Here is a 24,225-nt window from a genome sequence, read left to right as displayed (position 1 = left end):
AGCTATCAAGCCTTACTATTAACGCTAACCAAAAAGCGGCTGCTATAAAAAGTGAATCGATACATAAAGTAATAACACGCTTTTTAGCACGCGGGGCATTAATAATTGAGCGGATAAAGCTATCCATGGCACGTTCCTTTGCGGTTTAGGTACAGGGTCAACCCGGTATCGTATTTGAAATAAACAAGGTGATAACTATAACAAAAAAGAGGCTAGGCTGTCGGTGGTTTTGCTTACTTCTTATAAAACGCTTTATACCAAGTAATAAACTCAGCAACGCCCTCTTTAATGCCTACTTGTGGTTTGTAACCAGTTGCAGCAAATAATTCTTGGGTGTCGGCATAGGTTTGGTATACATCGCCGGGCTGCATTTCACGGAAGTTTTTCTTCGCTTCTATACCCAGCTCATCTTCAATTGCTTTCACAAAATCCATCAAGCTAATGGGTGAGCCATGACCTATGTTATATACAGCGTAAGGCGCTGAACTTGAAGCTGGCGTACCTTGCTCTACAGTCCACTGCTCATCATGCCCCGGTACAACATCAGCGATACGCACTACGCCTTCAACAATGTCCTTTACATGGGTAAAATCACGCCACATATCACCATTGTTGTTAATATCAATGGTGTCGCCATCTAATATCTTTTTAGTAAAAATAAACGGTGCCATATCTGGACGGCCCCAAGAACCATACACGGTAAAGAAACGCAGGCCAGTTGTTGGAATATCGTATAAATGCGAGTAGCTGTGCGACATCAACTCATTGGCTTTTTTAGTGGCAGCATACAAAGAAACTGGGTGGTCAACTGAATCAGAAGTCTCAAAAGGAACTTTTGCATTTAGGCCGTAAACAGAGCTCGATGAAGCATAAATCAAGTGCTTCACTTTTGTTTGGCGACAGCCTTCAAGAATATTAAGATGACCGACTAAGTTAGAATCAGCGTAAGCATGTGGGTTTTCAATTGAATAACGTACACCTGCTTGTGCCGCAAGATGAATGACGCGGTCAAACTGCTCTTGCTCAAATAAATTTGCCATTGCTGTGCGGTCTGCTAAATCAATTTTTTTACACTCAAACTGCTCATGCTTAATACCTTCAAGGCGCGCAAGCTTGAGGTTAACGTCATAGTAATCATTTAAGTTATCAATACCGACAACTTGATGTCCTACAGCAGTTAGTTTCTCAACAACCGCACTACCAATAAAGCCAGCTGCACCTGTTACTAAATATTTCATAATATTCCTTTATATGTAAAAGGGTAAATAGGTATCGAACGTCAAAGCAATAAAAACTAGTTACTAGCGAAGAGGCATTTAATTACGTAATAAGCTATGACTGATACATAAAACTGTATATCCAATTTATATAGCTAAGTAACTAATTAGTCACTACCAAATAAGTCGCGCGTATATACTTTTTCAGCAATATCGTTAAGCTCTCCAACCATACGGTTAGATATCACTACATCTGATATTTGTTTAAATTCGTTTAGATCTTTAATTACACGTGAATGATAAAACTCATTTTCTTCAAGCACAGGTTCAAATACAACAACCTCAATACCTTTGGCTTTAATACGCTTCATAATACCTTGAATAGCAGAGGCTCTAAAGTTATCAGAGCCTGTTTTCATTACTAAGCGGTACACTCCTACAACTTTAGGGCTACGTTTAATAATTGAATCGGCTATAAAGTCTTTACGTGTGGTGTTTGCATCTACAATCGCACCTATAATATTATTTGGCACATCTTGATAATTCGCGCGTAATTGCTTGGTGTCTTTTGGTAAACAGTAACCACCGTAACCAAACGACGGGTTGTTATAATGGTTACCTATACGCGGATCTAAACTAACACCTTGTATAATTTGCTTGCTGTTCAAACCATGCGCTTCGGCGTAGCTGTCGAGCTCATTAAAGTAAGCCACTCGCATAGCAAGATAAGTATTTGAAAACAACTTAATAGCTTCAGCTTCTGTTGAGTCAGTAAAGAGTACTTCAATGTCTTCTTTTATAGCGCCTTGCTTAAGTAAGTTAGCAAATACTTCAGCACGTTCACTTTGCTCGCCCACAACAATTCGTGATGGATGCAAGTTATCGTGTAAAGCTTTACCTTCACGTAAAAACTCAGGTGAGAATATTAAGTTATCTACACCTAACTCTGTTTTAATATTTTGAGTAAAGCCAACGGGTACTGTCGATTTAATTACTAAAACTGCAGTTGAATTATGCGCTGTTGCATCTTTAATAACAGCTTCAACTGAGCTGGTGTTAAAGTAGTTATTTTCTACATCATAATCAGTCGGGGTGGCAATAATGACATAGTCAGCATTTTTATACGCTGCAACCTTATCTGTAGTTGCTGTAAAATTTAAGTCAGTACGGGTTAAGAACTCACTAATTTCGGTATCAACAATAGGTGATTGTTTATCATTTAAAAGAGCTATTTTTTGTTCATCAATATCAAGCGCTACAACTTCATTGTGTTGCGCTAATAACATAGCGTTAGAGAGACCTACATAGCCTGTACCAACTACTGCAATTTTCATTCTATTCCCTAAAACCACTGGTTTCATTATCATTGAGTTTTCAACTTTAATCACTATCGGATCTCTATTTATACTTGATAGCTAACATCTAACAATTATTGTTTACTTAAGTTAACCACATTGCTTACGCTTTCAGTATTATCTTTAGATTCATTTTCTAGTCTAGCATTCCATACTAAATCACAAATACCATCTGTAGGGTTAAAACCGGTTGGTGCATCTAGTAATAGCTGTCGAATTTTTTCATGCTCAAAGTTATGACATGCAATATCAAGTGCATCAATAAATACATTAAGCTCTTTAAGCGGTAGCATTACTTCGTTTGCAGTCATTATGCGCTCGTGCGAAGTTTGCTCTACGTTATCGCCTATTAAAAGCTCTTCATAAAGCTTTTCGCCAGGGCGTAATCCGGTGCATTTTATTTCGATATCGCCATGAGGAATATGTTCAGTTTTAATTTCGAGGCCTGATAGCCTAACCATTTTTGTAGCAAGGTCTTTTATTTTTACTGAATCGCCCATGTCTAGTACAAATACGTCACCGCCTTTGCCCATCGCGCCTGCTTGTATTACTAGCTGTGCCGCTTCGGGTATGGTCATAAAATAACGGGTTATATCAGGGTGAGTAAGAGTTATTGGGCCACCTTCTTTAATTTGGCGACGAAATAGTGGAACTACTGATCCACTTGAGCCAAGTACATTACCAAAGCGTACCATACAAAAACGTGTTTGGTGTTTAGCTCCTTGCTCTTGTGCTAAGCCTTGTAGTACTAGCTCAGCCATACGCTTAGTTGCCCCCATAACATTGGTTGGGCGCACTGCTTTATCAGTAGAAATCAATACAAAGGTATCTACGTTAGCCTCAACAGCGGCCTTTGCGGCGTAGTAGGTACCAAATACATTATTACGTACACCCTCTACTACATTGTGCTCAACCAATGGTACGTGCTTATAAGCAGCGGCGTGGTAGATGGTTTGCACACCAAAGGTTCTCATTACCGATTCAAGGAGATTTACACGTTGTACTGAGCCCATGATAGGGATGAGTTCAATGTTAAGCTTATTATTAGATATGTATTCACCCAGCTCTTTTTCAATTGAATAAAGAGCAATTTCACTGCGCTCAAACAAAACCAATTTAGTTGGTTTGAGTTTAACTATTTGTCTACACAGCTCAGAGCCTATTGATCCACCCGCACCAGTAACCATTACTACTTTATTGGTTATATTGGCGGTCATTAAATCATCTTTAGGAGTTACTGGGTCGCGCCCTAGTAAATCTTCAATTTCAACATCTCTAAATTCAGAAAGCTTTGCTTTACCTTCAACAATATCGGCCATGCCCGGGATCGAAAGTATTTTAATAGTTAATGGCTCAAGTTGTGCGAGTACTTCTTTGCGCCTTGCACGTGTTTCACTAGGCATAGCAAGCAGCACTTTGGTTGCTTTGCGTTTTTTTATTAATTCATGTATGTCATTAAACGCACGTACCGGTATGCCTTGTATAATAGAGCCATGTTTTGTCACGTCGTCATCAATAAACGCACTTACAAAGTATTCAGGGCCTGCATTAAGAGCTGTTGCTAATTGACGCCCAGACGAGCCTGCACCATAAATAATAACCGCATCTTTGTTGCTGGTGGTCATTCTTCCTATCAGTGCGCGTACTATGATGCGTGAACCACCTACGGTTAATAAACATAGCCAAGCAAAAATAAATGGCATCGTACGTGGTATATCTATACCAACAAAAAATGCTAGTAACACCAAGCTTACCGTAGTGATAAGCGTACCGAGTATAATGGCCCATACTGCTTGTGAGTCCATATACCGCAAAACAGCGCGATACAAGCCCAAGCTAATAAATGTATATAAACTAATGGGAGTTAAAAGTATTAATAATAACCAATTACTAGTAACACTTAATGGCTCTAAGCTATCAAGCCTTACTATTAACGCTAACCAAAAAGCGGCTGCTATAAAAAGTGAATCGATACATAAAGTAATAACACGCTTTTTAGCACGCGGGGCATTAATAATTGAGCGGATAAAGCTATCCATAACACGTTCCTTTGCGGTTCAATTAAAGGGCATAACCCATGATGAGGTTTGAAGTTAACAATAATATAACTATAACAAAAAACTCATTAATGTAATTAGTCTTAAATGATGATTTATTTGTTACACGCTTAGGGAGCAATTGCAGCTTAAGCGCTTGATTGAGACAGTTAAAATATATAAGTAATGTGACTATTGGTGCAGTAAATAATGCCTAAAAACTGTCTCAAGAGTGTCTCACGCGTGACACTCTTCAAGAAATAGTGTATTTAAATTAATGTATTAAAGGCAACAGAAATTTAGGCCCAATAGATATTACTATCGGGTCTAATTTACCATTATAAAAAGTAAGCGCTATTTAACCCTATCACCACTACCACTGCCAGTTATCGTCATTAATATATATTTAAAATAGTTTCCGATAGTCATAGTATCTATCATCTCGCGGTCTGTTTTTGCAAGTAACTCAGGAGTCGACATGTCAATTTCATTAACTTGAGCAAGGCCAGTTATTCCAGGGCGTACAGCAAATACGTACTTAGCCTCTCGGGCTTGAGTTAGCTCTTCTTGGTTAAATAAACCCGGGCGCGGGCCCACTAGACTCATTTCACCTTTAAGGACATTCCAAAGCTGCGGTAGCTCATCCAGCTTTGTTTTACGCAAAAATCCACCAAAAGGAGTTATTGATGCAGTGCTTGCTAAGTGGCTCGCAACTGATGCAGTATCAACAGTCATTGTTCTAAATTTTACTAGAGTGAATGGCTTTTTATTTCGACCTACACGTTCTTGGATAAATATAGGTGAGCCTGTATCAAAGTAACCGATTATCGCTAAAATAATTAAAAATGGGAAAGCGAATAAGAGCCCAAAGAGAGAGAATGTAAAATCTAATATGCGAATAAGTAATTTTGTCATGTTTAACTCTTAGTTAATATAAAGTTATTATTTCTTAAATACATCAATCATTGATTGTTTTGGAAGCCAGCCTAGTAATTTTTTAGCTTTAGCATTATCTACTTCTAAGTTATCAAATAATTGTACTGATATTGAAGAACGCCCTAATAGGGTCAGTAAGAGCTTTAAAATAAAAACAGGTACTGGTATAAGTATCATATTTATGTTCTGAGCCTGCCAAATATTTTTTATCAAATCCTTTGTTGACATAAAACCGTCATCAGCAATTAAAAACAACTCATTAGCAGCCTTAGGATGATATGCACATAACACTATAAAATCGCATAAATTGCTTACAGAAATAAAACTTCGCGAGTTATTAACAAGTCCAAACGGTAAAGGTAACCTCCTAGATGCAATGGTATATAAACTTTTAAAGTTGCCTGGGGCGTTTATTCCATAAACTAAAGGAGGTCTAATAATTACAAGTTCAAAATCGAGTTCTTTTGATAATTTAGTTAATTCAATCTCAGCTTCATGTTTAGATGTTGCATAATTTGAATGTGGGTTTGGGATTGAAGATTCGTTAAAAGGGGGATCAATCGTTTTATTACCATTAACGCCAATAGAGCTAATAAAAACAAAGCGACGTAAACCATTATCTGCAAGTTGTCTAGCAAGTGCTAATGTAGATTCAACATTTATTTTTCTTAATTCATCGACGCTATAATTTTCATGAGCTAATCCAGCTAAGTGAACAGCAATGTCATAGTGCTCATTTATACATTTTTTAAATAATAATTCTTCAAGAGAACAGTTAATTGTTTTAAGGTTACTGTTTTTTTTTCGAGATAATATAGTAACATCTTTCATATCGAGTTTTTTTACTAATTCTTTCCCAATAAAACCTGTAGCCCCTGTTATTAAAAGTTTCAATTCACTAACCTCAATGTATTGTTCAGCTGTACTTATCACAATTAATATAAATTGCTTTCTGTAATCTAGCGCCCACTTTATGTAAATATCGAAAGTTATTGCTATCAATAATTTTTTAAGAATGGTAAGAAACTAGCTATAAAAGTTATGTAGCATTTACTAGCGTTTTTCTTATTTATAAATATACTTTGTGAGCAAAGATAGTACTTACTAAACAGTTTTCTATTTAATGCTGAGAAAGTAATTTGTACCCACCTTACTAATCGAGTTTCGAATAATTACTACATTTATGGAGCTACAGCAATTTTTTCTGCGTCATATACTTTCACCTTTAAGCTATTTAGATTGATGCCTAATATACAAATAACAACGTACTTGCATGCAATTTGTAATCTAGTAGAGCGTGGAAACATATGAGTCTTACTTATAGTAGAGTAATTGATGCGTATTTTAAATAAACCATGGCTATAAATTCACTTTAAATTGATGGGAAACACATTATTTTGACCGTTCTATAATTTAAAAATATTAAAGCCATATTTGCGAATTCCTTTATACAGCTTAAGTACTGAATCATAAGTAAAGTAAAAAAAACCATAACCCATTTTTCTATAAGTCATGTATCTACTGATTATATTCAACCTTTGTGTTGCAGAACGACTATTTTTTCTAGGCCTATAAATACCTGAATTAATATCAGAAAAAGATATTTCATCAAAAAGCACATCTTTTAATAAATTATGCCAAAAAACATAATCTTCTTGAATCTTGTCATTTTCATCGAAAGTAACTTTACCATCATACCTAAAGGTAGTTCCTAAACAAGGCGTATAATTTTCCCTTGCATGTGCGACTATATAATTTGTAACTGATAATGTTGGTAGTCTATATAATGTAACTTTGTCTAAGTATTCTATAGAGTAATTAAATATATGCAAAGAATAAGACTCAAGTAGAGATTTATTCTCGACATAATTAAAATATGAAGGGTTCAATCTATCATCGAAATCTAAAAAGCTTATGTAATCCCCTTTTTGACATACGGACAAGCCAATATTACGGCCAACAGCAACTCCGTAGTTAGGCCCTATATTGGAAATAAAGCAACACTGGAACCCTTTTTCCTGAATAATTGAATTTAGTTCAATGCTGAATTCTTTTTCTTGGCATACTAATATAAAATCGCAAATTAAATGATACTCAAAATGCGTAGACAAAAATTCACGAAAGAGTTCTATTCCACCTCCTTTTGAAATATGTATCGGAACTATTATTTTAACTTTTTGCATAATTTATTATGCCCTTAGAATAAAAAGATATAGAAAAAACCACCACCCAAAGAGCTGGCATATTAAAATCAAACTTCAAGAAAAAAATCAATAATACTAAAACCACTAGCTCTTTATTCTTCATACAAGACCATAGCCAAAGAAGAAACCCTCCGACACCTAAAACACCAAAAGATATCAAGATATTAATAACAAAGCCAGAGTCTTTGAACTGTGAACTATTCATGGTTAAGTCATAAACAGTTACCGGAGTTTCTATAAAAAACAGCCCTAATCCAAATAGTAATTCGTGGTTTGAAATTCTGGACAAAAGTTCAAATACTTGAAGCCTATATCCAACTGCATTGTATCCAAAATCTAATAACTCTATGCGAGCAAGCAATAAAGGAATTAAAAAAGGTACTGATATTAAGATAAAATATATAGAGTATTTTTTAAATTGCTTTATTTTTGAGAAATAGTTATAGGCTAATAAAATGAAAGCAATAAAGATAGCTGCAAAAGATAGTGTACACATACACAATAACAAAAACTTTTTGAACAACCTATCGTTGGACTCCATTCTTGAAAGAAACGCTAAAGTGAACAGTATAATTGAAAAATTCGAAGGTTCTTGAAAAAAAGCAGTTGGTCTTATTAAAAGAGATAGCAAGTAAAAGTTATTCTGATATCTTGCGTCATAACTAAATAATGTAATATAAGAATGTAAATCAATATAATATTTAAAAAGTATATAAATTACTTGCTGTAAGATAATAATAATTGCAAACAAGTACCATAAATAGGCAAGTGCCTGCCCTCTGTTAACTGAGCTAAAGTTAAAATAAGCCCTTATTGCAAAGACTCCCGATAAACAATATAGAAATGAACCAATATAAGCGACCTCACTTATGCTTCCTTCTGGTACTCTATACCAACCAACGATCAGAATTAAAGTAGTTATGGCTAAAACTTTGTACTCAGAGCCTAAGTATGCTCTCAAACCTGGGGTCATATAAAGTATAAACAAGTAAGAAGTAAACAATAGGTATAAGTGAAGACCTAAATTTGAAAGTAACCAGAGTAGTAAAAGTAATGCACAAGGAAATGCCGAGTTATGGTTTAAATCTACATTCGTCATTTTAAAGATAATCTCTCTTGCTCTATTAGAGATCCTGTTGCATCTAGTGGGTGCGAGAAAATAGGAGCAAACACTAACTTAGAAAAATTACAGGCCTTGTTTATATATGGCCAATCATCTGCTAGATAAATTTTTTCTTTTGCTAACTCACTCATTTTTTTTGCAGTACTTTTACTTATAGCATAAGCACAGGTACGATAAAAAAAGCTGATTAATAAAGGAGAGTACTCTCCATAGCTGTTTTTTCTAACGGCACTAAGCAGCCTACTTCTTTTCATTCCCTCTTGACCGCCTAAAAAGCACAGCTCATCTTCCGACAAAGTTATATTTTTAAATTTAGCCCACTTAGAAACATCAAGTAAAACATCGTCCTCTAAAATAATTGCCGATTCTATATTATTTTCTATAATATCACTGTAGATTAATTGATGACTTAAGCTACAACCTAGTTCACTAGGACTTAATAATCGCTTTCTTCCGGCCACAGCAAGATTAAAATACTCCCCTGATGATATATCTTTACCGACAACAGCATCAACAAACTTAGCAGTGAGACCTATTGATGAAAGCTGAGCCTGTATTTTAGATCTCCTGTCTGTATTACTAGCCATTGAAACGACATACACTTTTGCATCAAGTAATTTACTCATTAAATAAAACCTCATTATACTTTTTGACAAAAACTTCAGGATTAAATTTAGACTCGAATATAAGTTCTGCATTTTTTTTAAAAAACTCTAGTCTCCTCTCATCAGAAACTATATCTTCAATATATTGTGAAAGTTTTAGGGAATCTTCTTTTGGGAATAGATAACCACTAACCCCATGCTGTACCAATTCAGGAACACCACCAACATCAGAAGCAATTGTGGGTACTTTTTTAGACATTGCTTCTATAACGACTAAAGGACAGGCCTCGGTTAATGAAGGTAGTAACAAGCAATCTACACTAGAAAAAAAGAAATCAGAATCAACAAAACCTAAATACTCAACATTAATTCCCAATCTTGAGTAAGATGGAAAGTTAATTTCGCTAGACAATTTACCACTGCCAGCAATCACTATATTTATATCTTTAGAGCAATTAATATTATTAATTGCAGATAAAAGAACATGGATTCCTTTTTCCTCTGATAATCGACCTAAATAGCCAAATGTAATAGGCTTATCAACGTTTGAAGATACATGCTTCACCGAATCTAATCGTCTGTCAGTAGTATTATATATCAACGTGATCTTGGCTGATGGTAAGTTTAAGCATAAATTTTTTCTTGCATACTCACATACAGTAACAACTTGCTTGCTTCGGTAATTTAACAGAAAGCAATTTATCTTCGTACGTAACTTCTTCTTATACCCAACGTCGAACTTACTTCCCCATTCCTCTGCAGAATGAGAAATTAATGTATATTTTTTAAAAATAAATAAAAGTGATAAAAAGCGGCTTTCAGATAAACCATTCAATACTATATGCTTTCCTTTAGAGAATAATAAAGAGAACATAAAGAAAAATAAGCTTATCTTTGTTTTAAATATTTGCGCTTTAACATTTTCAATATTTTGAAGTCTATTAAATAGCTCTTCATTTAGACAATATACACTAATGGGACTTTTTCTTATCCTATTCACTAATGTAACGATATGGTTTTCACCACCACCAAATATTGATGAGGGAGAAATAATTATAACTTTCATTTATAAAAACCCTAATTGAAGACTTTGATAATTAATACAGTATAAAGTATAGGATTTACGTAATCTCAATGTATTTCCTTACTATTTATCATAAATTTATAAACTATAAAGAGAGCCGAAATTCCAACTCCATATGAGATAACCCCACTATAAAAAACCCCTAGAACTCCTAAGTCATGAATAAGCAAAATAACTAATGCGACATGAACCCCAGAACACATTATCGAAATAGAAGAAAGGCTCCCAGCAAAACCATTAGCCACTAAAAAATTGGAACTAATTAAAAAGATAAGATTAAAAAGTGCACATATAAGAGCAATATCTAAAAACTCTATCGAACCGTGGTAATTTTCAGGTAAAATATGTTCAATAACAACTGGCAAAAAGAAATTCAATATACACAAATTAAATACTAAGAAAAGTAGTGCATATAAGAATATTTTTCTATTATTTTTACTTTCGTTATTTTCAACATTTTTAAACATGGTAGGCATAATAGAGTTATTAACAGCTCCGCCAATAACCGTTAAAATTAAAGAAAACTGCATAGTTACTGCGTAAGTTCCAACCGAAAAAGCACCTAAAAGATTAAGTAATGCTAATCGATCGAACCCAGCCCTAAACCACCAGCTAAGACTAGTAGGAAGTGACTTTAAACCGAAATGAAAACAGCTTTTTAGGTTAGTATAAGCACCTTTAAAGAGCTCTAGTGTAAGCTCTTTATAAACCCAAAATAGACTCAATGTACCTATTAGTGCAGCTGTAAAAAAGATTGCAATATATCTAGACTCAACCCCAAAACCATAAAAAAGTAGAACTATCGATAAAATTAAAGCTACAAGTGAGTTAATCGCGACTATTTTTGCTATAGAAATAGGTTTTTCTTCATTTTGATATTTGCAAATATAGAGTGAGATTATTGATTGAAAAAAAGCTGTTATAGGTATGATTAAATACCAAGGACTTATAGAAAAAAATCCTGATAGATAAAATAATATTAATATAACTTGAATAAATAAAAAAGTAATAAAGCTAATAAATATAGCGAGTAAGAATAACTCACTTCTTAATATTTTCCCTTTAAAATACTCATACCTATAATATTGGTGAGATCCTAAAATTGTTAATATCACGCATATTTCAACACTTGTTTGGAAAATTGCAACCTGTCCATACTCCTCAACTGTTAAAAACCGAGCAACAATGGGTAAAAGTAAAAACGGAATCCCTTTTACAATAACGTCGCACATAATGTAAAGTAGAGTATTCAGCGACATTTTTTTGTTTTTTAACATATACATCCATTATTTTATATCTACGTACCACTTTTTTATTTCATTCTTCTTATAACTACTAAGGAGAATCCAAAATTCAGTAGTTATAAGACACAATAAATAGATTTCACTTTCGATAATTTGCTAATTATTACTTTATCATTTTAATAAAAGGATACTTTTCACAATACTCTTTGTAACACTCTTGAAGGAAGCCTGATGACTCCTTATCTTTTATTAAAGCTAATATAGAGTAAGCTTGTATTTTAGGATTGATTTTATTTGAATATACAAGAGTAGTAGTATCATAACCTATTACCTTCCCCTGACCCATCGAGTAAACAATATCTTCCGACGAGCTCTCAACATTTAAGTCTTCAACTAAAACATTTTCGCTTCTCAGGAGTGATATCAATTTCCTCCTTTTTTCTTCTGACTCTCTTGGATGAAACTTAACGAATAGATGACCTTTTAGATCAAGATTAAAGTAAAAACTTTTTATTGCGCTTACTTCATCAAGTAAGCTGATTTCAGGAAAATCACATGAAACAGGCCTTGATAAAAAAATGTTCTTTATTTCTTCGGGAAACTGGACTTTTTTATATAATAAATCGATCTTATTATAACTTTCCTTAATTGGAAGCGATGAATACCAAGCGTCTGGCTTAAATCCATACCCATAATTTAGACCCACAATGCTAAAATATATTTTACGTAAAAAACTTTTCAGGTTTACAACACTGTATTGCTTAGTCACTCCTCCTCTATAAAAGCAAGGGCCTTCTTCAAAAAAACAGATTTCAATATTATTTTTTTTTGCTACGGTATAATATAGATAAGAATCTAAGTGCATTGGATATGTTAAAAAAAGCTTTTTAACTCCTTCTTCTTCATAAAGTTCTAATATTTTTTCTTTTATATTATTTAATTTTAATCTCTGTTTATAAAAGGAGTTTAATTTAAATGGCATAAGTTCTAGTTTGAATGTATCAATAACTTGATGTTCACCATTACTTGAAATGCTACCTTTTATAGCATTTTCAAGAGTTTCATTACCGCTTATAACTGAAAATAACGCTTCTGCATTACCATATTGACGCACTATTGATAACGCTGCTGTCGCCGATAATAAATTTCGTATTAAATATAGATCGCTCATTATTTATGGCCTAGGGAGTTCCAAAGCAACTCAGCCAGTATAAAATCGTTAGGCCAATCAATATCTACTGATTTGAGCTTATCTTGTTCTAACAAATATGGCTTAGTAGCAATCCTATCGTTAAATTGTCTATAATTATCAACAGATGATAAAAATGCACCGCTATCAATTTCGTAAAGAGGTTCAATATTTTGTGTCATTGGCCATTTCAAGTCAGCACGGTTATAACTGACAGGATTATTCTTATTCCAGATAAATCCTTGCAGCTTAAGTACTGTCATTAATGAATCATAGCCATGATTTAGCTGCTCAAAGTAAGTTCTAATAATGCTACTGTAATCCTCTTCCGTCATAAATGGGGAGGTAACATGGGTCCATAATATGTCACCTTCGTGGACAAGAGAGGCTACATATCTAATTAACTCATCAGTAGTTGTAGAGCTATTACCCAAATGTTCAGGCCTGTGATCAATAATCACTCTAGAGTCATTGATTTTTTTTACAAATTCTAAAACTCGATCATCATTTGATGAAACTAGTATCGAATCTATAGAAGAACACCCAAGCAACTGATCTAACTTTATTTTTAGTAATCCGCCTTCAATTCCTGCAAACGGCTTTACATTTTTATCTGGAATACGCTGACTTCCCTTCCTACAAGGTAAAAAAGCTGTAATCATGATAACTCACTCCATTTATTTATTGTTATATCACCAGTTTTACCAGTAAGTATCTCTAGCTTTTCCCTTACATTTGAGTATGGCAAATAACCAATAAAATCAATATTGTTAGTTTTAGCAGCTTCAAAGTCAGAAATTGCATCTCCAAACATAATTGCGTTATTACTTTTTACAAGCTCAAGTATATTAGCAATTAAATCAGATTTTTTAATTGGAGAGCCATAAATACCATCAAAGTAGGTATCAAGCCCTCTTAACTTAAAAACATCTCGTAACTCTTCCTGCTCAGAGCCACTAGCAACAAATTTAGTGCCTTTAAGCTCGTTTATAAAATCGATAACATCTGGGGTTAAATCAGCTTTTAAATATAGATCTCTGCAATGTTTAGAATACGCATCAAGTATTGATTTTTTTGTTTGTTCTACTATATTTTTATCTAATTGTAAGAACTGCTCAATAAACATATCCACATGATGAAAGCGCGAAAGCCCAAAATTCACTCGAAAATAATCAACACACTTTTCAACTTTGGAACTGTCTGAAATAATTGTAGAAAGAGCATTATGCATAGCATCAATTTTTAATTGATTAGAATCCAAAATGACTCCATCGCAATCAAAAATATATACATCGTAATTAATTACAGGGTGCATAAACCGAGCCTTTAATTAGGGGGTAAGTCGTAGGTGTTAGCGATACTACCTCTATTGAGGATTCATGTTTATTATATAGATCTAAAACTTTAATCATTTCTTGCTGACGTTGGTCATTTTTATCGTAACCATCGAAGCCAACTGCTTTAACCGATTTTGGATTTGACTCTAACAGTATTGATAGTATATACCCTGTAGTTATATCTGAAGGAACCACACTGTATGTTTTATTGGCTTTAAATTCGTCTTCTCTCACTAATACACCGTAATCAAGTAGATCAAGACCATTAAGTTGCAATAGTTCACCTTCTGAAAAACGGTGCACTGGTAGGATTATAGGTTTGTTTAAAGCTTTATAACGTTGAGCATCAGCTAAAAACTTTGAGTTATGTGAAATTACATATAAATCAATTAAATCATCTGGCATCACATCGCTAATATTTATTGATATCACTACAGGTTTATACTGTTTGATATATAGCTTTATTGCATCTAAATATTTTTTAGTGCTTGGACCATTCGCAATAAGTAGTACATCCTTATCGTTAAATAAACCGCTTACATCTTCAGTACCTGATATTTCAGTATTACTTGCATTGAACGATAGTGCTGTATTTAAAACAGAACCATTATATGAAGTCGTACTCTCTAGCTTACTCAAATAATCAATAGCGCCTACAATTTCATCTGTACCGTAATGGGTATTGGATAATAAGTTCTGGATATAAGTAGGATGTACGTTGTTTTGAGCCCCTAAAAAGTATAGTAAACTACTCCCCCAACCATATTTTTTCTGCATTGGCTCAAAATGACGTATTACAAGTTCATAAATAGGTTTTGAATTATATTCAGGTTCCTCTTTATCAAGCACTGCTAATAAACTTTCAGTTTGTGTATTCCCTGCACCACGCCCCATACCTGTTATAGTTGTATCAAGCCAAGTAACCCCTAACTGCTTAGCGGTTAAAGTATTATCTAATCCTTTACCCATATTGTTATGAGTGTGTATACCTAACGGACCATCCCACTGCGTTCGCAATGCATTAACTATACGAGTTACTTCATCTCCATCCATATTGCCTAATGAATCAGCAAAATATAACGAGTCTAGCACTCCCCACTCTTTTGCATGTCGTGCTTTTTCGGCAATTACATCATCAGCCTTACCGCCTGCTTGCATTAGGTTATAGCCTACTAAATAGCCTAATTTTTTTAGCTGCTTAACTATTGAGCCTGACTCTTCAACTTCATGGAAGTGGGCTGCAATACGTACAAGACCAATTTTACTCTCACTAGCTGGTACAAATAATTTACTTACTGCATCTTCAATGCTAAAACCAGATTCTAAAATAGTTTTAGCATCAACCATCACGCCATAAATAGGTCCTTGAGGTAACTCTAAGGAGTTAATGTGCGATTCAGTTGTATAAGCATAGGCACCTAAAAAACCTTGCTTAGGAAAGTTACGCAGGCCAAGTTCGACATAGTCAATTTTTGCCCGACTTACTGCATTTAAATATGCTTCTACAACTTCAGACTCAAAATCCCAATTATTGTAATAGCCGCCATCTCTTAATGTACAATCGAGAATTTTCATGAATCTCCTTTATTCCTGTGATTTATATTATTAACTATAATAACCTAAATATATAATTTGCTTTTATCGCTTATATCTTTTGTACTACGATTTTAGATTTGTAGTGCTAAATAAAAACGACTGCAAGTTAGGCTCTTTCATCTCTATCCGCATCGGGAAAAGTTGAGTAAAAACATTTTACCTCTGAATATTTTGGCTTTTACAACACTGACAAGCAAAAAAGGCGTTATCACTCAAAGCTTATCGAATTAAATTTTGCAATTTAGCATCTCAGTGGTTCAACACTCCACTGAGACACTTTTTTCTAAAATGAGACAGTCAACTTTAACTATCTCATTGTAATATCTTGTTTTTGTACTTTTTATAAAAAGTGCCCAATAGGCCCCCTAAAAAACTACTTATCACTCTTATATTCATAGTTATAATAACCGTAATATCCATAAGCATTGCTAGCATTTTTAACCACATCATTAAGGACTAGTCCTTTTACATCTATTCCATTTTGCTCAAAACGGCTACGGGTAAGCTCTATTTCGCGTAAGTGGTTTTGTCCAAAACGAGCCACTAATAATGTGGTGCCTGTATGAGCACTCACAATGGCTGGGTCGGTTACTGCAAGTATTGGTGGTGTATCTATAATTACTATGTCGTAAGCGTTGCTTACTTCTTCAACCAACTTGCTAAAGTTGCTGTGCATTAACAGCTCTGATGGGTTTGGTGGTATTTGCCCGCGGGTAATTACATTTAACCCTTCTACTTTGGTCGTTTTAGTCACTTGCTCCAGGTTTAAACGCCCCGACAAGTAATCACTTAGGCCATCATCCCACTTTAAGCCAAATTGGGTTTGCAAATAGCCTTTGCGCATATCGGCGTCAATAATCAGTACTTTTTTGCCACTTTGTGCCAATACGGTAGCCAAGTTAACCGATATAAACGATTTACCCACACCAGGGCTTGGGCCTGATATAGCAATAATGTTGTTTTTAGCTTCCATCATCGCAAAATGTAAACTGGTACGGAGGCTTCGTAGTGCCTCTACAGATAAGTCGGCAGGGTTATCGAGCGCTAGTATAGTTTTAGCTTTTATGGTTTTATTTTTTCGTACTTTTGCAAAGCCAGTTAGCTTATCTTGGTATTCTGAGTGGGGTACACTAGCGTAAACAGGGATACCCAACGCCTCAATCTCACTTGGGTCTTCCACCCCTTTGTGTATTGCTTTTTGAATAAGTACAATTGCAATACTTAGCATACCGCCAAGCATAGTCGCCATAACCACTATTAACGCTTTTTTTGGCTTTACTGGTTTGCTGGTGTTTACCTCAGCGTAATCTATAACACGTACATTACCCACCGTACCTGCACGTACAATGTCAAGCTCTTGGGTTTTGCTGAGTAAGAGTGTGTAAATTTGGTTACTCACTTCAACATCACGCTTCAAACGTAGTAGCTCCTGTTGCGTTTCAGGTAGACTACCTACTTCCCCAATTAACTGATCTTTTTGTTTTTCGACTGCTTGAATTTGCTCAATTATGCCTTGATATGCAGGGTGATTTTTCTTGAATTTACGGCCAAGCTCTAAGCGCTTCAGGTTTAGCTCTTGTAGCTTAGTCTCAAGCTTTACTACTTGCTCAAGTACACCTTGGGTTTCTAGAGTTATGTTTATTGATTGGCGTTTAATTTGGTAGTCGTTAAAACGCTGTTCTGCATACTCGAGTTGTTTTTTAATTTCGGGTAATTGCACTTCTAAAAATTCTAGCGACTTTTGTGCCTCAGCACTGTTGCGCTCTACGTTGCGGCGTACATAAATAGCAGCCACTTTATCAAGCACTTTTTCAGCATAACTTGGCTTGGTGCTTTGCAGGCTTAAATTTATTATGCCTGAATCTTTGCCTTTTTCACTGGCACCTATAGCGGCTTGTAAATCAAGTATTGTATTTAGGCGATCATGGCGTGTAAGTAAAAACTCGGTGCCTGGGCGTGCATTAAGCTCGCGTACTGTTAAGTTAAACTTACCATTGGTAAGCTCCTCACCTACTTTACCAGCGAGTATTTGTTCGCCATCAGCATTTAAAAGCTCCACGCCATTATTTGTTTGTGCTACAAGTGTAACGGTCTTATTAATTGCAGAGCGAGGAACATCGAATCTAAATATATTTATGCTTTCGCCACCCCAAGCATAGCTACTTGCACCAAAACTTGGCTCGGCTAGGTCACCCTCGCTCATTGGCATAAATTTTCGGTAAGCGCGATTACCAATAAATGGGAATAGCTTAGGCTCTGCTGTTATATCTAGCTTCAGTGTATCTACTGCCTCACCGATAACGCTGCGCGATTTAAGTAGTTCTATTTCTGTTACTGCGGCTGATGTACTCTCGAACATACCGGCCATATCGTCAAACCCAGGTACCGATGCACTGCCATCTTCTACCTGAATCATAGCGGTTGCTTGATAAACTGGTGTGCTTAACACCGCATAAACAATCCCTACAAACATAAATAACGCGGTTATACCGGCTATGAAATATTTGCGGTCGAGTAATGCTCCTAGCAGTGCCATTAAATCAATTTCTTGTGAAGGCTGTGCGTTGTTACTTTTATTATTAGGCTGAGAAGTCATTAATTTAGCCATTCCTTATAAATACTTTTGCCAAGCGCTACACGCGCTATCGATTAATCTATACACGTGTTCAAAAGCCTCTTGGCTTTGGCGATAGGGATCTGGGATTTCAGTGTCGTTAATCCATTTACCTAATAAAAAGGTTTTACCGCGTGCCTCGGGGTAACGCGCATGTACATCGTTTAAATGGCGCTCTTCCATTACTAAAATAACGCTATTTTGCGCAACTAAGCTTGACGATAACTGCCTACCTTGATGGGCATCCATATTTACACCGTTTGCTAGGGCAATTCGCTTTGCTGTGGCATCGGCAGGTTTCCCTTCAAGTGCTGTTAACCCAGCCGACGATACTTTAATATTTTTACCTTCAAGCTTTTGCTTTAACACATATTCACCGGTAGGACTGCGGCATATGTTACCAGCACATACAACTAAAACTGAATCAAACACTTTAAAGATCCTTAGTTTGATGAAATATCATCTAAGCTATCAATTGATGCTACCGATGGTAATAATAAACTTATTACGCGGTTCCAACGTGCAAGCGGTGCTGAGGTTACGTATACAATATCGCTTGGCTGCAGTTCAAACTGTTCCGCTAATACCATAGCTGCGATATTTTTTGCATGTAGTTGATATACGTTAGCTATATAGCCCGTTTGCTCTACGTCACTTTTACGCAGTACAAAAACGCCGTTTGCATCGGCGGTTGCTTCATTTAAGCCACCCGAATCACTTAATGCTTCGGCTAAGTTTAAACCATAGCGATTAAGGGTCACTGACCCTGCTTTTTTTACATCGCCTAGTACAAATACTTTTTGCGCATCGTTACGGCTTACATGCACTATGTCGCCGTGCTGTAATAAACGATTTTGCGAAATGTCCCCATTCGCATAAAATTCATCAAGCTGAATGACTTCTGTTTTATCGCCACGGGTAAAAGTAACTGTGCGCCAATCGGCTGAATCAGTTAAACCGCCGGCCTGATTTAGTGCATCTATTAAGGTAAGTGGTATTTCGGTTACAGGGTAAACGCCAGGTTGTTTAACCTCGCCTGTTACATAGGCTTTTTGACTTCTAAAACCCACTACTTTTACATCTACTTGTGGATCTTCTATTACGCGGCTTAAGCGCTTTACTAAGTCCTCACGTACTTGGCTAATTGTTCTGCCTGCGGCAGGTATGTTAGGGGCATATGCATAAGTAATTGTGCCGTCTTTTTGTACTCTAAAACCATCAAACTCAGCGGTGCGCTGTACTGCAGCAGGGATTGTAAGCTCGGGATGATCCCACACACCTATTGTTAGTACATCACCTACGCCCAATTTGTATTCGTAATCGCTAGTGTTAACACCAGCGCTACTTGAAATAGGTTTAGCGGCTGATTGCGCTAGCTTTTGTGTGTTTAAAAGCTTTGAGTCGATAATTTGAATGTTTACTTTTTCGAGATCTTGCTCAAGGTTATATGTTTGTTCGCCTGAGTCTATGCCTTCAAAATGGCTACCGGGTACTATTGTACATCCCGATATTGCTAGCATTATGAGAGAAGTTACGAGTGATTTACAGCTTAACGCCATTGTAGAATCCCAAAATTATTTTAAATATTGCACTTGCTCACCAACCTTGGTGAGTACTTATTTTTTTAGCGGTGTAATTAAAGCATGAGGGCTGATAACGCGCAAGCGCGAATCATTTTATGCGTATTAATTTTAAGGCCAAATTTAAAAGCCAACGCGTTGGTCAAAAGTGCAAAAAAGCAATTTAAGTACACCAACTGAGTAGTAGCGAGTTTACCTAGCGTTTACTCTTATTAGTTTTACGCGACATAAAACCCCTGCCACAACTACTGTGGGCTTCGCCCATTACGCCAGCAAGCTGCGCGTCTTCGAGCTTGTCTAGCCCTTCGGGCACGCTTCACGTTCCAGTTCGTCGCAGAGCTCCTCTCGCTCCAGCTTGAAAGCAAAACTATTTGCTTATCTAGCCCTTCGGGCACGCTTCCGCCCCTAGGTTGCAGTTCCTACGTACTGATACTTACTTAAATTTTTTGGCATAAAGCCGAAGCTGTGCATTTTGCTAGTATTGTTTTATATCTTTGTTATCTACGCTCATTTCTACTTGTTTATTAAGTAGATTAATTAGCAAAATACTGCGCATATCACCGTCTGGCTCTTTGTAAACAGCTTTAATATTATTAAATGAACTGTTATTTACGCTAACTACATCACCCGTTTTAGGTATAGTAGAATCATTAGTATGTAAACGCTCACTTTTAAGCTGTTCTATTAGGGCTGTAGGTACAATTTGATAATTTGCCCCATAAGATACAAAGCCGCTAATTCCGCGCGTATTTTTTACCGCAGAAAAGTTACCGTTTTGTGACACAAGACAAACAAATAGGTAGTTAGGGAATAGAGCTGACTGTTTAACGGTACGTCGACCTTTAACCAGTTTCTCGGTGGTTAGCTTGGGGTAAAACACTTCAATCCCTTGGTTTAGTAAGTTGGTGGCTGCTCGCTCTTCTTGCCGAGGCTTACACGTAACTAAATACCAACTTTCCATAGTAATCCTTACTACAACTATAATTGCAAAAAACACAACGTTAAATTTAATAACGCGTAATTATAAACAATTTAAGCGCATTAAGTAAATAGGTGTTTATTGTAAATATTTACTAACCTTGTTAATTGTAATAGTGAGGTTTGTTGTAACAATTACGCGTTTAATCGCTAGTATTAAACTTAAATCAGTATTTGAATACTAGTGCTAGCATAAGCTATGTGGCATAAAGCCGCGCAGCAGCTATTGTAGCCTTCGCCCATTACGCCAGCAGGCTGGGCGCCTACAAGCTAAACACGGAAAATTTTCGCTAATCTAGTAGCAGCGAGTTTACCTCGCGATAGCTCTACAAATTTTTACGCGGCATAAAGCCGCTGCTACAACATAACTAAACTTTGCTTAAATAACTGTTTGACTCTACTTTTAACTTTATCTTTAAAAAACTAAATATAGATACCCTATGCAAATACTTCACCACGGAGCGGTAAATGGCGTGACTGGCTCGTGCCACGAATTAGTTATTAATAGTATAAACAGCGTGCTAATAGATTGCGGGCTTTTTCAGGGAGAAGACGCAAAAGATGATTTATCAATAGAGTTTGATATTGCGCACATTAGCGCGCTTATTGTTACCCATTGCCACATTGACCACGTGGGGCGCATTCCTTATTTATTAGCAGCCGGTTTTAAGGGGCCCATTTATACTACGCCTGCCTCGGCTAGCTTGCTGCCACTAGTGATTGAAGATGCGTTAAAGGTAGGTGTTACCCGCAATACAAAAATTATAAATGCTTGCCTAAGCTTGCTAAATAAGCAGATAGTAGCGGTTAATTTTAATACTTTGTTTGAGCTGCCTTGCACCAACAAGCAAATAGCTAAAGCGCGGTTTCAGCGTGCTGGGCATATATTAGGTTCAGCCTATGTAGAAATAGATGTTGGCATTAATACAAAGAATAATAAAAGCCATAGAGTTGTGTTTTCGGGCGATTTAGGGGCGCCCTACACGCCGCTATTACCGGCTCCAAAACCTCCTTATAAGGCCGACACATTAGTTATAGAGTCAACCTACGGTAATAAAAATCATCAAGGCCGTAAGGAGCGCACCCAAACACTAAAAAATGTAATTGAACGCGCAGTAGCAGATAACGGCGTAGTGTTAGTGCCGGCATTTAGTATTGGCCGCACACAAGAGCTACTTTACGAGCTAGAGCAGCTAATACATCAATCAGCTAAAGGATCGCCTTGGCGGAGTATTCATGTAATTTTAGACTCCCCCATGACTGCCAATTTTACCGAGCAATATATTAAGTTTAAACACTTATGGGATGCAGAGGCTAAGCGCAAAGTAGCCAAAGGCCGCCACCCGCTAGACTTTGAAAACCTAACCGCCGTTGATACCCATAGCGAGCATAACGCTATTATTAATTATTTAGCCTCGCGCCAAACTCCCGCAATTATTTTAGCTGCCAGCGGTATGTGCACTGGCGGGCGGATAGTTAATTACCTTGAGCGCTTTTTACCAGACAAAACAACCGATGTATTGTTTGTTGGCTACCAAGGCCGCGGCACGCTGGGGCGCGATATACAAAAATATGGCCCCCGCAATGGGTATATTTTTATAAACGATACACGCATTACAATTAACGCACAGGTGCATACCATTAGCGGTTACAGCGCGCATGCCGATCAAAACGGATTAGTAAAATTTGTAACCGGCATGCGTAAAAAGCCAAGCCATATAAAAATTGTACACGGCGATGAAGATGCAAAGCGGGCATTAGCAAGTAAGTATAAAGAGGTATTAGGTAGTGACGTAAAAATTGAGGTTGGAAGATAGCTTAATACAAAACACTTTTACCACCGAAAACACAGAGGCGCTACGCGCTTCAGAGGAAAAACATAAACTCTTCTCCTTCAGTTCTCTATGTTCTCTGTGGTAATAAAAGTTACTTATAAGGCTATTACTCTACTGGACAAAAAAGAAGTTATTGTTGAATTGTAAGCTTAGGTAGACCTAACTTGCACCTTATAAAGTTAATTACTTTACAGTAGTTTGCAAGTGCGTATAAATAAAGGCTAAATACAGCTAGAAAACCATAAAACATATAATACTCTGGAATATTATACACTTCTCCGATCATCCCAACTCCAGCAAAGATTGAAGCGATCAAACAAATTAATGCCAATGTTTGCATTGGAGAGCAACCTATTCTCTGACAGATATGATGCAAATGTTCTCTATCTGGTTTAAATGGCGATTTTTTTTGCTTTATTCGTCGCACCATTATTGCGACCATATCCATTAATGGCACTGCTATTAACCAAAGAGCTGTTACAGGGCGAATCATTGGACTACCTGGATTTTGGCTGGCACCAATCAACAGCCAAATTACAGTAAAGCCAATCATCATGCTTCCTGCATCACCCATAAATACTTTTCTAGCACGTCCGAATAGACCTAGATTCATTATAATGTAGGGGATCATAGTTACTACTAACAGCATGCAAAGATAACTTAACTTTTGTTCACCGGTAAAGAATAATAAAATAGCGATACTGCCAAATGTTACGATAGACAAGCCTCCTAAAAGCCCGTCTATACCATCAACCATATTAAACGCATTGATACAGCCAATAACAGCAAATACTGTAATTATTGGCCCAACCCAAGATAAATTAACCTCCCCAAGCCCAAACATATTGCCTAATGTCTGCATTTGCGCCTCAGCAAAGTAAATCATAATAATTGAAATACCCGTTTGAACGGCCATTCTAAACTTTACACTCAGATCGTACTTATCATCGAGCACACCTATTGCTGTTAATGCGGTTATACATAACATAAATAAGTTTTCGTGGTTGATCATTCCGGGGTGTGAATAAATATAATGTACAATAGTAATACATATCGCCACGCCACCCACTAAAGGGATATTACCGGTATGGGCCTTTCTACCAGAGGGTATGTCTACAAGGCCAATATTACGCGCCACTTTACGCATCAGAAATAGCATTGCAAAGGCAATAACAAACGTGAATGAAAGATCTAAAAACATACAGAATCCGTGAGGTTAATTTTACGCGTTAAGTTTTTATTAATAGGCAGCTAAACAAGTCTATCTCTCAGCCTACTCCTTTAGTCAAAGT

At 36.3% G+C, this 24,225-nt stretch carries 20 protein-coding genes; 1 reads left to right on the top strand and 19 read right to left on the bottom strand.

The genetic code is table 11. The features are described 5' to 3' along the window. Positions 1–233: 233 nt before the first annotated feature. From PSI06_RS11670 to rfaH, 18 genes are all read right to left on the bottom strand, one after another. A complete protein-coding gene (locus tag PSI06_RS11670) occupies positions 234–1,238 on the bottom strand; it encodes an NAD-dependent epimerase (protein ID WP_273603419.1) in 1,005 nt (334 codons plus the stop codon). Between the two features lie 146 nt (positions 1,239–1,384). Further along, positions 1,385–2,551 (bottom strand): nucleotide sugar dehydrogenase, encoded by a 1,167-nt coding sequence (locus PSI06_RS11665; protein WP_273603418.1) that lies wholly within the window; start codon positions 2,549–2,551, stop codon positions 1,385–1,387. A gap of 95 nt (positions 2,552–2,646) precedes the next feature. Then, the gene (locus PSI06_RS11660) at positions 2,647–4,611 is read right to left on the bottom strand and encodes a polysaccharide biosynthesis protein (RefSeq protein ID WP_273603417.1); all 1,965 of its coding nucleotides are present in this window, start codon (positions 4,609–4,611) and stop codon (positions 2,647–2,649) included. Positions 4,612–4,962: 351 nt separating this feature from the next. Then, entirely contained in the window at positions 4,963–5,523 is a 561-nt protein-coding gene (locus PSI06_RS11655) for a sugar transferase (RefSeq protein WP_273603416.1), read from the bottom strand. Positions 5,524–5,550: 27 nt separating this feature from the next. Then, positions 5,551–6,438 carry an NAD-dependent epimerase/dehydratase family protein gene (locus tag PSI06_RS11650; protein ID WP_273603415.1) on the bottom strand — a complete coding sequence of 296 codons (888 nt, stop codon included), beginning with the start codon at positions 6,436–6,438 and terminating at the stop codon, positions 5,551–5,553. Positions 6,439–6,950: 512 nt separating this feature from the next. Beyond that, on the bottom strand, positions 6,951–7,727 hold the full coding sequence (locus PSI06_RS11645) for a hypothetical protein (protein ID WP_273603414.1): 777 nt from the start codon (positions 7,725–7,727) through the stop codon (positions 6,951–6,953). Continuing rightward, a complete protein-coding gene (locus PSI06_RS11640; protein ID WP_273603413.1) occupies positions 7,714–8,847 on the bottom strand; it encodes a hypothetical protein in 1,134 nt (377 codons plus the stop codon). Before PSI06_RS11640 ends, PSI06_RS11645 begins: the two co-directional genes overlap by 14 nt. Then, on the bottom strand, positions 8,844–9,497 hold the full coding sequence (locus PSI06_RS11635) for a glycosyltransferase family 25 protein (protein WP_273603412.1): 654 nt from the start codon (positions 9,495–9,497) through the stop codon (positions 8,844–8,846). Before PSI06_RS11635 ends, PSI06_RS11640 begins: the two co-directional genes overlap by 4 nt. After that, positions 9,490–10,542: a glycosyltransferase family 4 protein gene (locus tag PSI06_RS11630; RefSeq protein ID WP_273603411.1), complete on the bottom strand. Its 1,053-nt coding sequence runs from the start codon at positions 10,540–10,542 to the stop codon at positions 9,490–9,492. Before PSI06_RS11630 ends, PSI06_RS11635 begins: the two co-directional genes overlap by 8 nt. A 65-nt stretch (positions 10,543–10,607) precedes the next feature. Continuing rightward, on the bottom strand, positions 10,608–11,837 hold the full coding sequence (locus PSI06_RS11625) for a lipopolysaccharide biosynthesis protein (RefSeq protein WP_273603410.1): 1,230 nt from the start codon (positions 11,835–11,837) through the stop codon (positions 10,608–10,610). Positions 11,838–11,967: 130 nt separating this feature from the next. Beyond that, entirely contained in the window at positions 11,968–12,975 is a 1,008-nt protein-coding gene (locus PSI06_RS11620; protein WP_273603409.1) for a polysialyltransferase family glycosyltransferase, read from the bottom strand. After that, positions 12,975–13,655, bottom strand: coding sequence for an acylneuraminate cytidylyltransferase family protein (locus tag PSI06_RS11615; RefSeq protein WP_273603408.1), 681 nt, complete (start codon positions 13,653–13,655; stop codon positions 12,975–12,977). Before PSI06_RS11615 ends, PSI06_RS11620 begins: the two co-directional genes overlap by 1 nt. Next, positions 13,652–14,308, bottom strand: coding sequence for an HAD family hydrolase (locus PSI06_RS11610; RefSeq protein WP_273603407.1), 657 nt, complete (start codon positions 14,306–14,308; stop codon positions 13,652–13,654). Before PSI06_RS11610 ends, PSI06_RS11615 begins: the two co-directional genes overlap by 4 nt. Beyond that, a complete protein-coding gene (locus PSI06_RS11605) occupies positions 14,292–15,905 on the bottom strand; it encodes an aldolase catalytic domain-containing protein (RefSeq protein WP_273603406.1) in 1,614 nt (537 codons plus the stop codon). Before PSI06_RS11605 ends, PSI06_RS11610 begins: the two co-directional genes overlap by 17 nt. A gap of 394 nt (positions 15,906–16,299) precedes the next feature. Then, entirely contained in the window at positions 16,300–18,522 is a 2,223-nt protein-coding gene (locus tag PSI06_RS11600; protein ID WP_273603405.1) for a polysaccharide biosynthesis tyrosine autokinase, read from the bottom strand. Between the two features lie 15 nt (positions 18,523–18,537). Continuing rightward, positions 18,538–18,972: a low molecular weight protein-tyrosine-phosphatase gene (locus PSI06_RS11595; protein WP_138611103.1), complete on the bottom strand. Its 435-nt coding sequence runs from the start codon at positions 18,970–18,972 to the stop codon at positions 18,538–18,540. An 11-nt stretch (positions 18,973–18,983) separates the two neighbouring features. Then, complete coding sequence (locus tag PSI06_RS11590) at positions 18,984–20,099, bottom strand: polysaccharide export protein (protein WP_273603404.1); 1,116 nt, start codon at positions 20,097–20,099, stop codon at positions 18,984–18,986. A 496-nt stretch (positions 20,100–20,595) separates the two neighbouring features. Continuing rightward, positions 20,596–21,081 carry a transcription/translation regulatory transformer protein RfaH gene (gene rfaH, locus PSI06_RS11585; protein WP_273603403.1) on the bottom strand — a complete coding sequence of 162 codons (486 nt, stop codon included), beginning with the start codon at positions 21,079–21,081 and terminating at the stop codon, positions 20,596–20,598. A gap of 457 nt (positions 21,082–21,538) precedes the next feature. On the opposite strand from rfaH, the gene PSI06_RS11580 reads away from it, so the two are divergent. Beyond that, positions 21,539–22,915, top strand: coding sequence for an MBL fold metallo-hydrolase RNA specificity domain-containing protein (locus tag PSI06_RS11580; RefSeq protein ID WP_273603402.1), 1,377 nt, complete (start codon positions 21,539–21,541; stop codon positions 22,913–22,915). Between the two features lie 148 nt (positions 22,916–23,063). Here PSI06_RS11580 and wecA read toward each other — a convergent pair whose 3' ends face one another. Continuing rightward, positions 23,064–24,134 (bottom strand): UDP-N-acetylglucosamine--undecaprenyl-phosphate N-acetylglucosaminephosphotransferase, encoded by a 1,071-nt coding sequence (wecA, locus tag PSI06_RS11575; RefSeq protein ID WP_273603401.1) that lies wholly within the window; start codon positions 24,132–24,134, stop codon positions 23,064–23,066. Positions 24,135–24,225 lie beyond the last annotated feature (91 nt).

The sequence above is a fragment of the Pseudoalteromonas sp. GABNS16E genome, assembly GCF_028598715.1.
Taxonomy (GTDB): Bacteria; Pseudomonadota; Gammaproteobacteria; order Enterobacterales; family Alteromonadaceae; genus Pseudoalteromonas; species Pseudoalteromonas atlantica.
The sequence above is the reverse complement of the archived record's forward strand: the minus strand, read 5'-3'. Positions and strand labels throughout refer to the sequence as shown.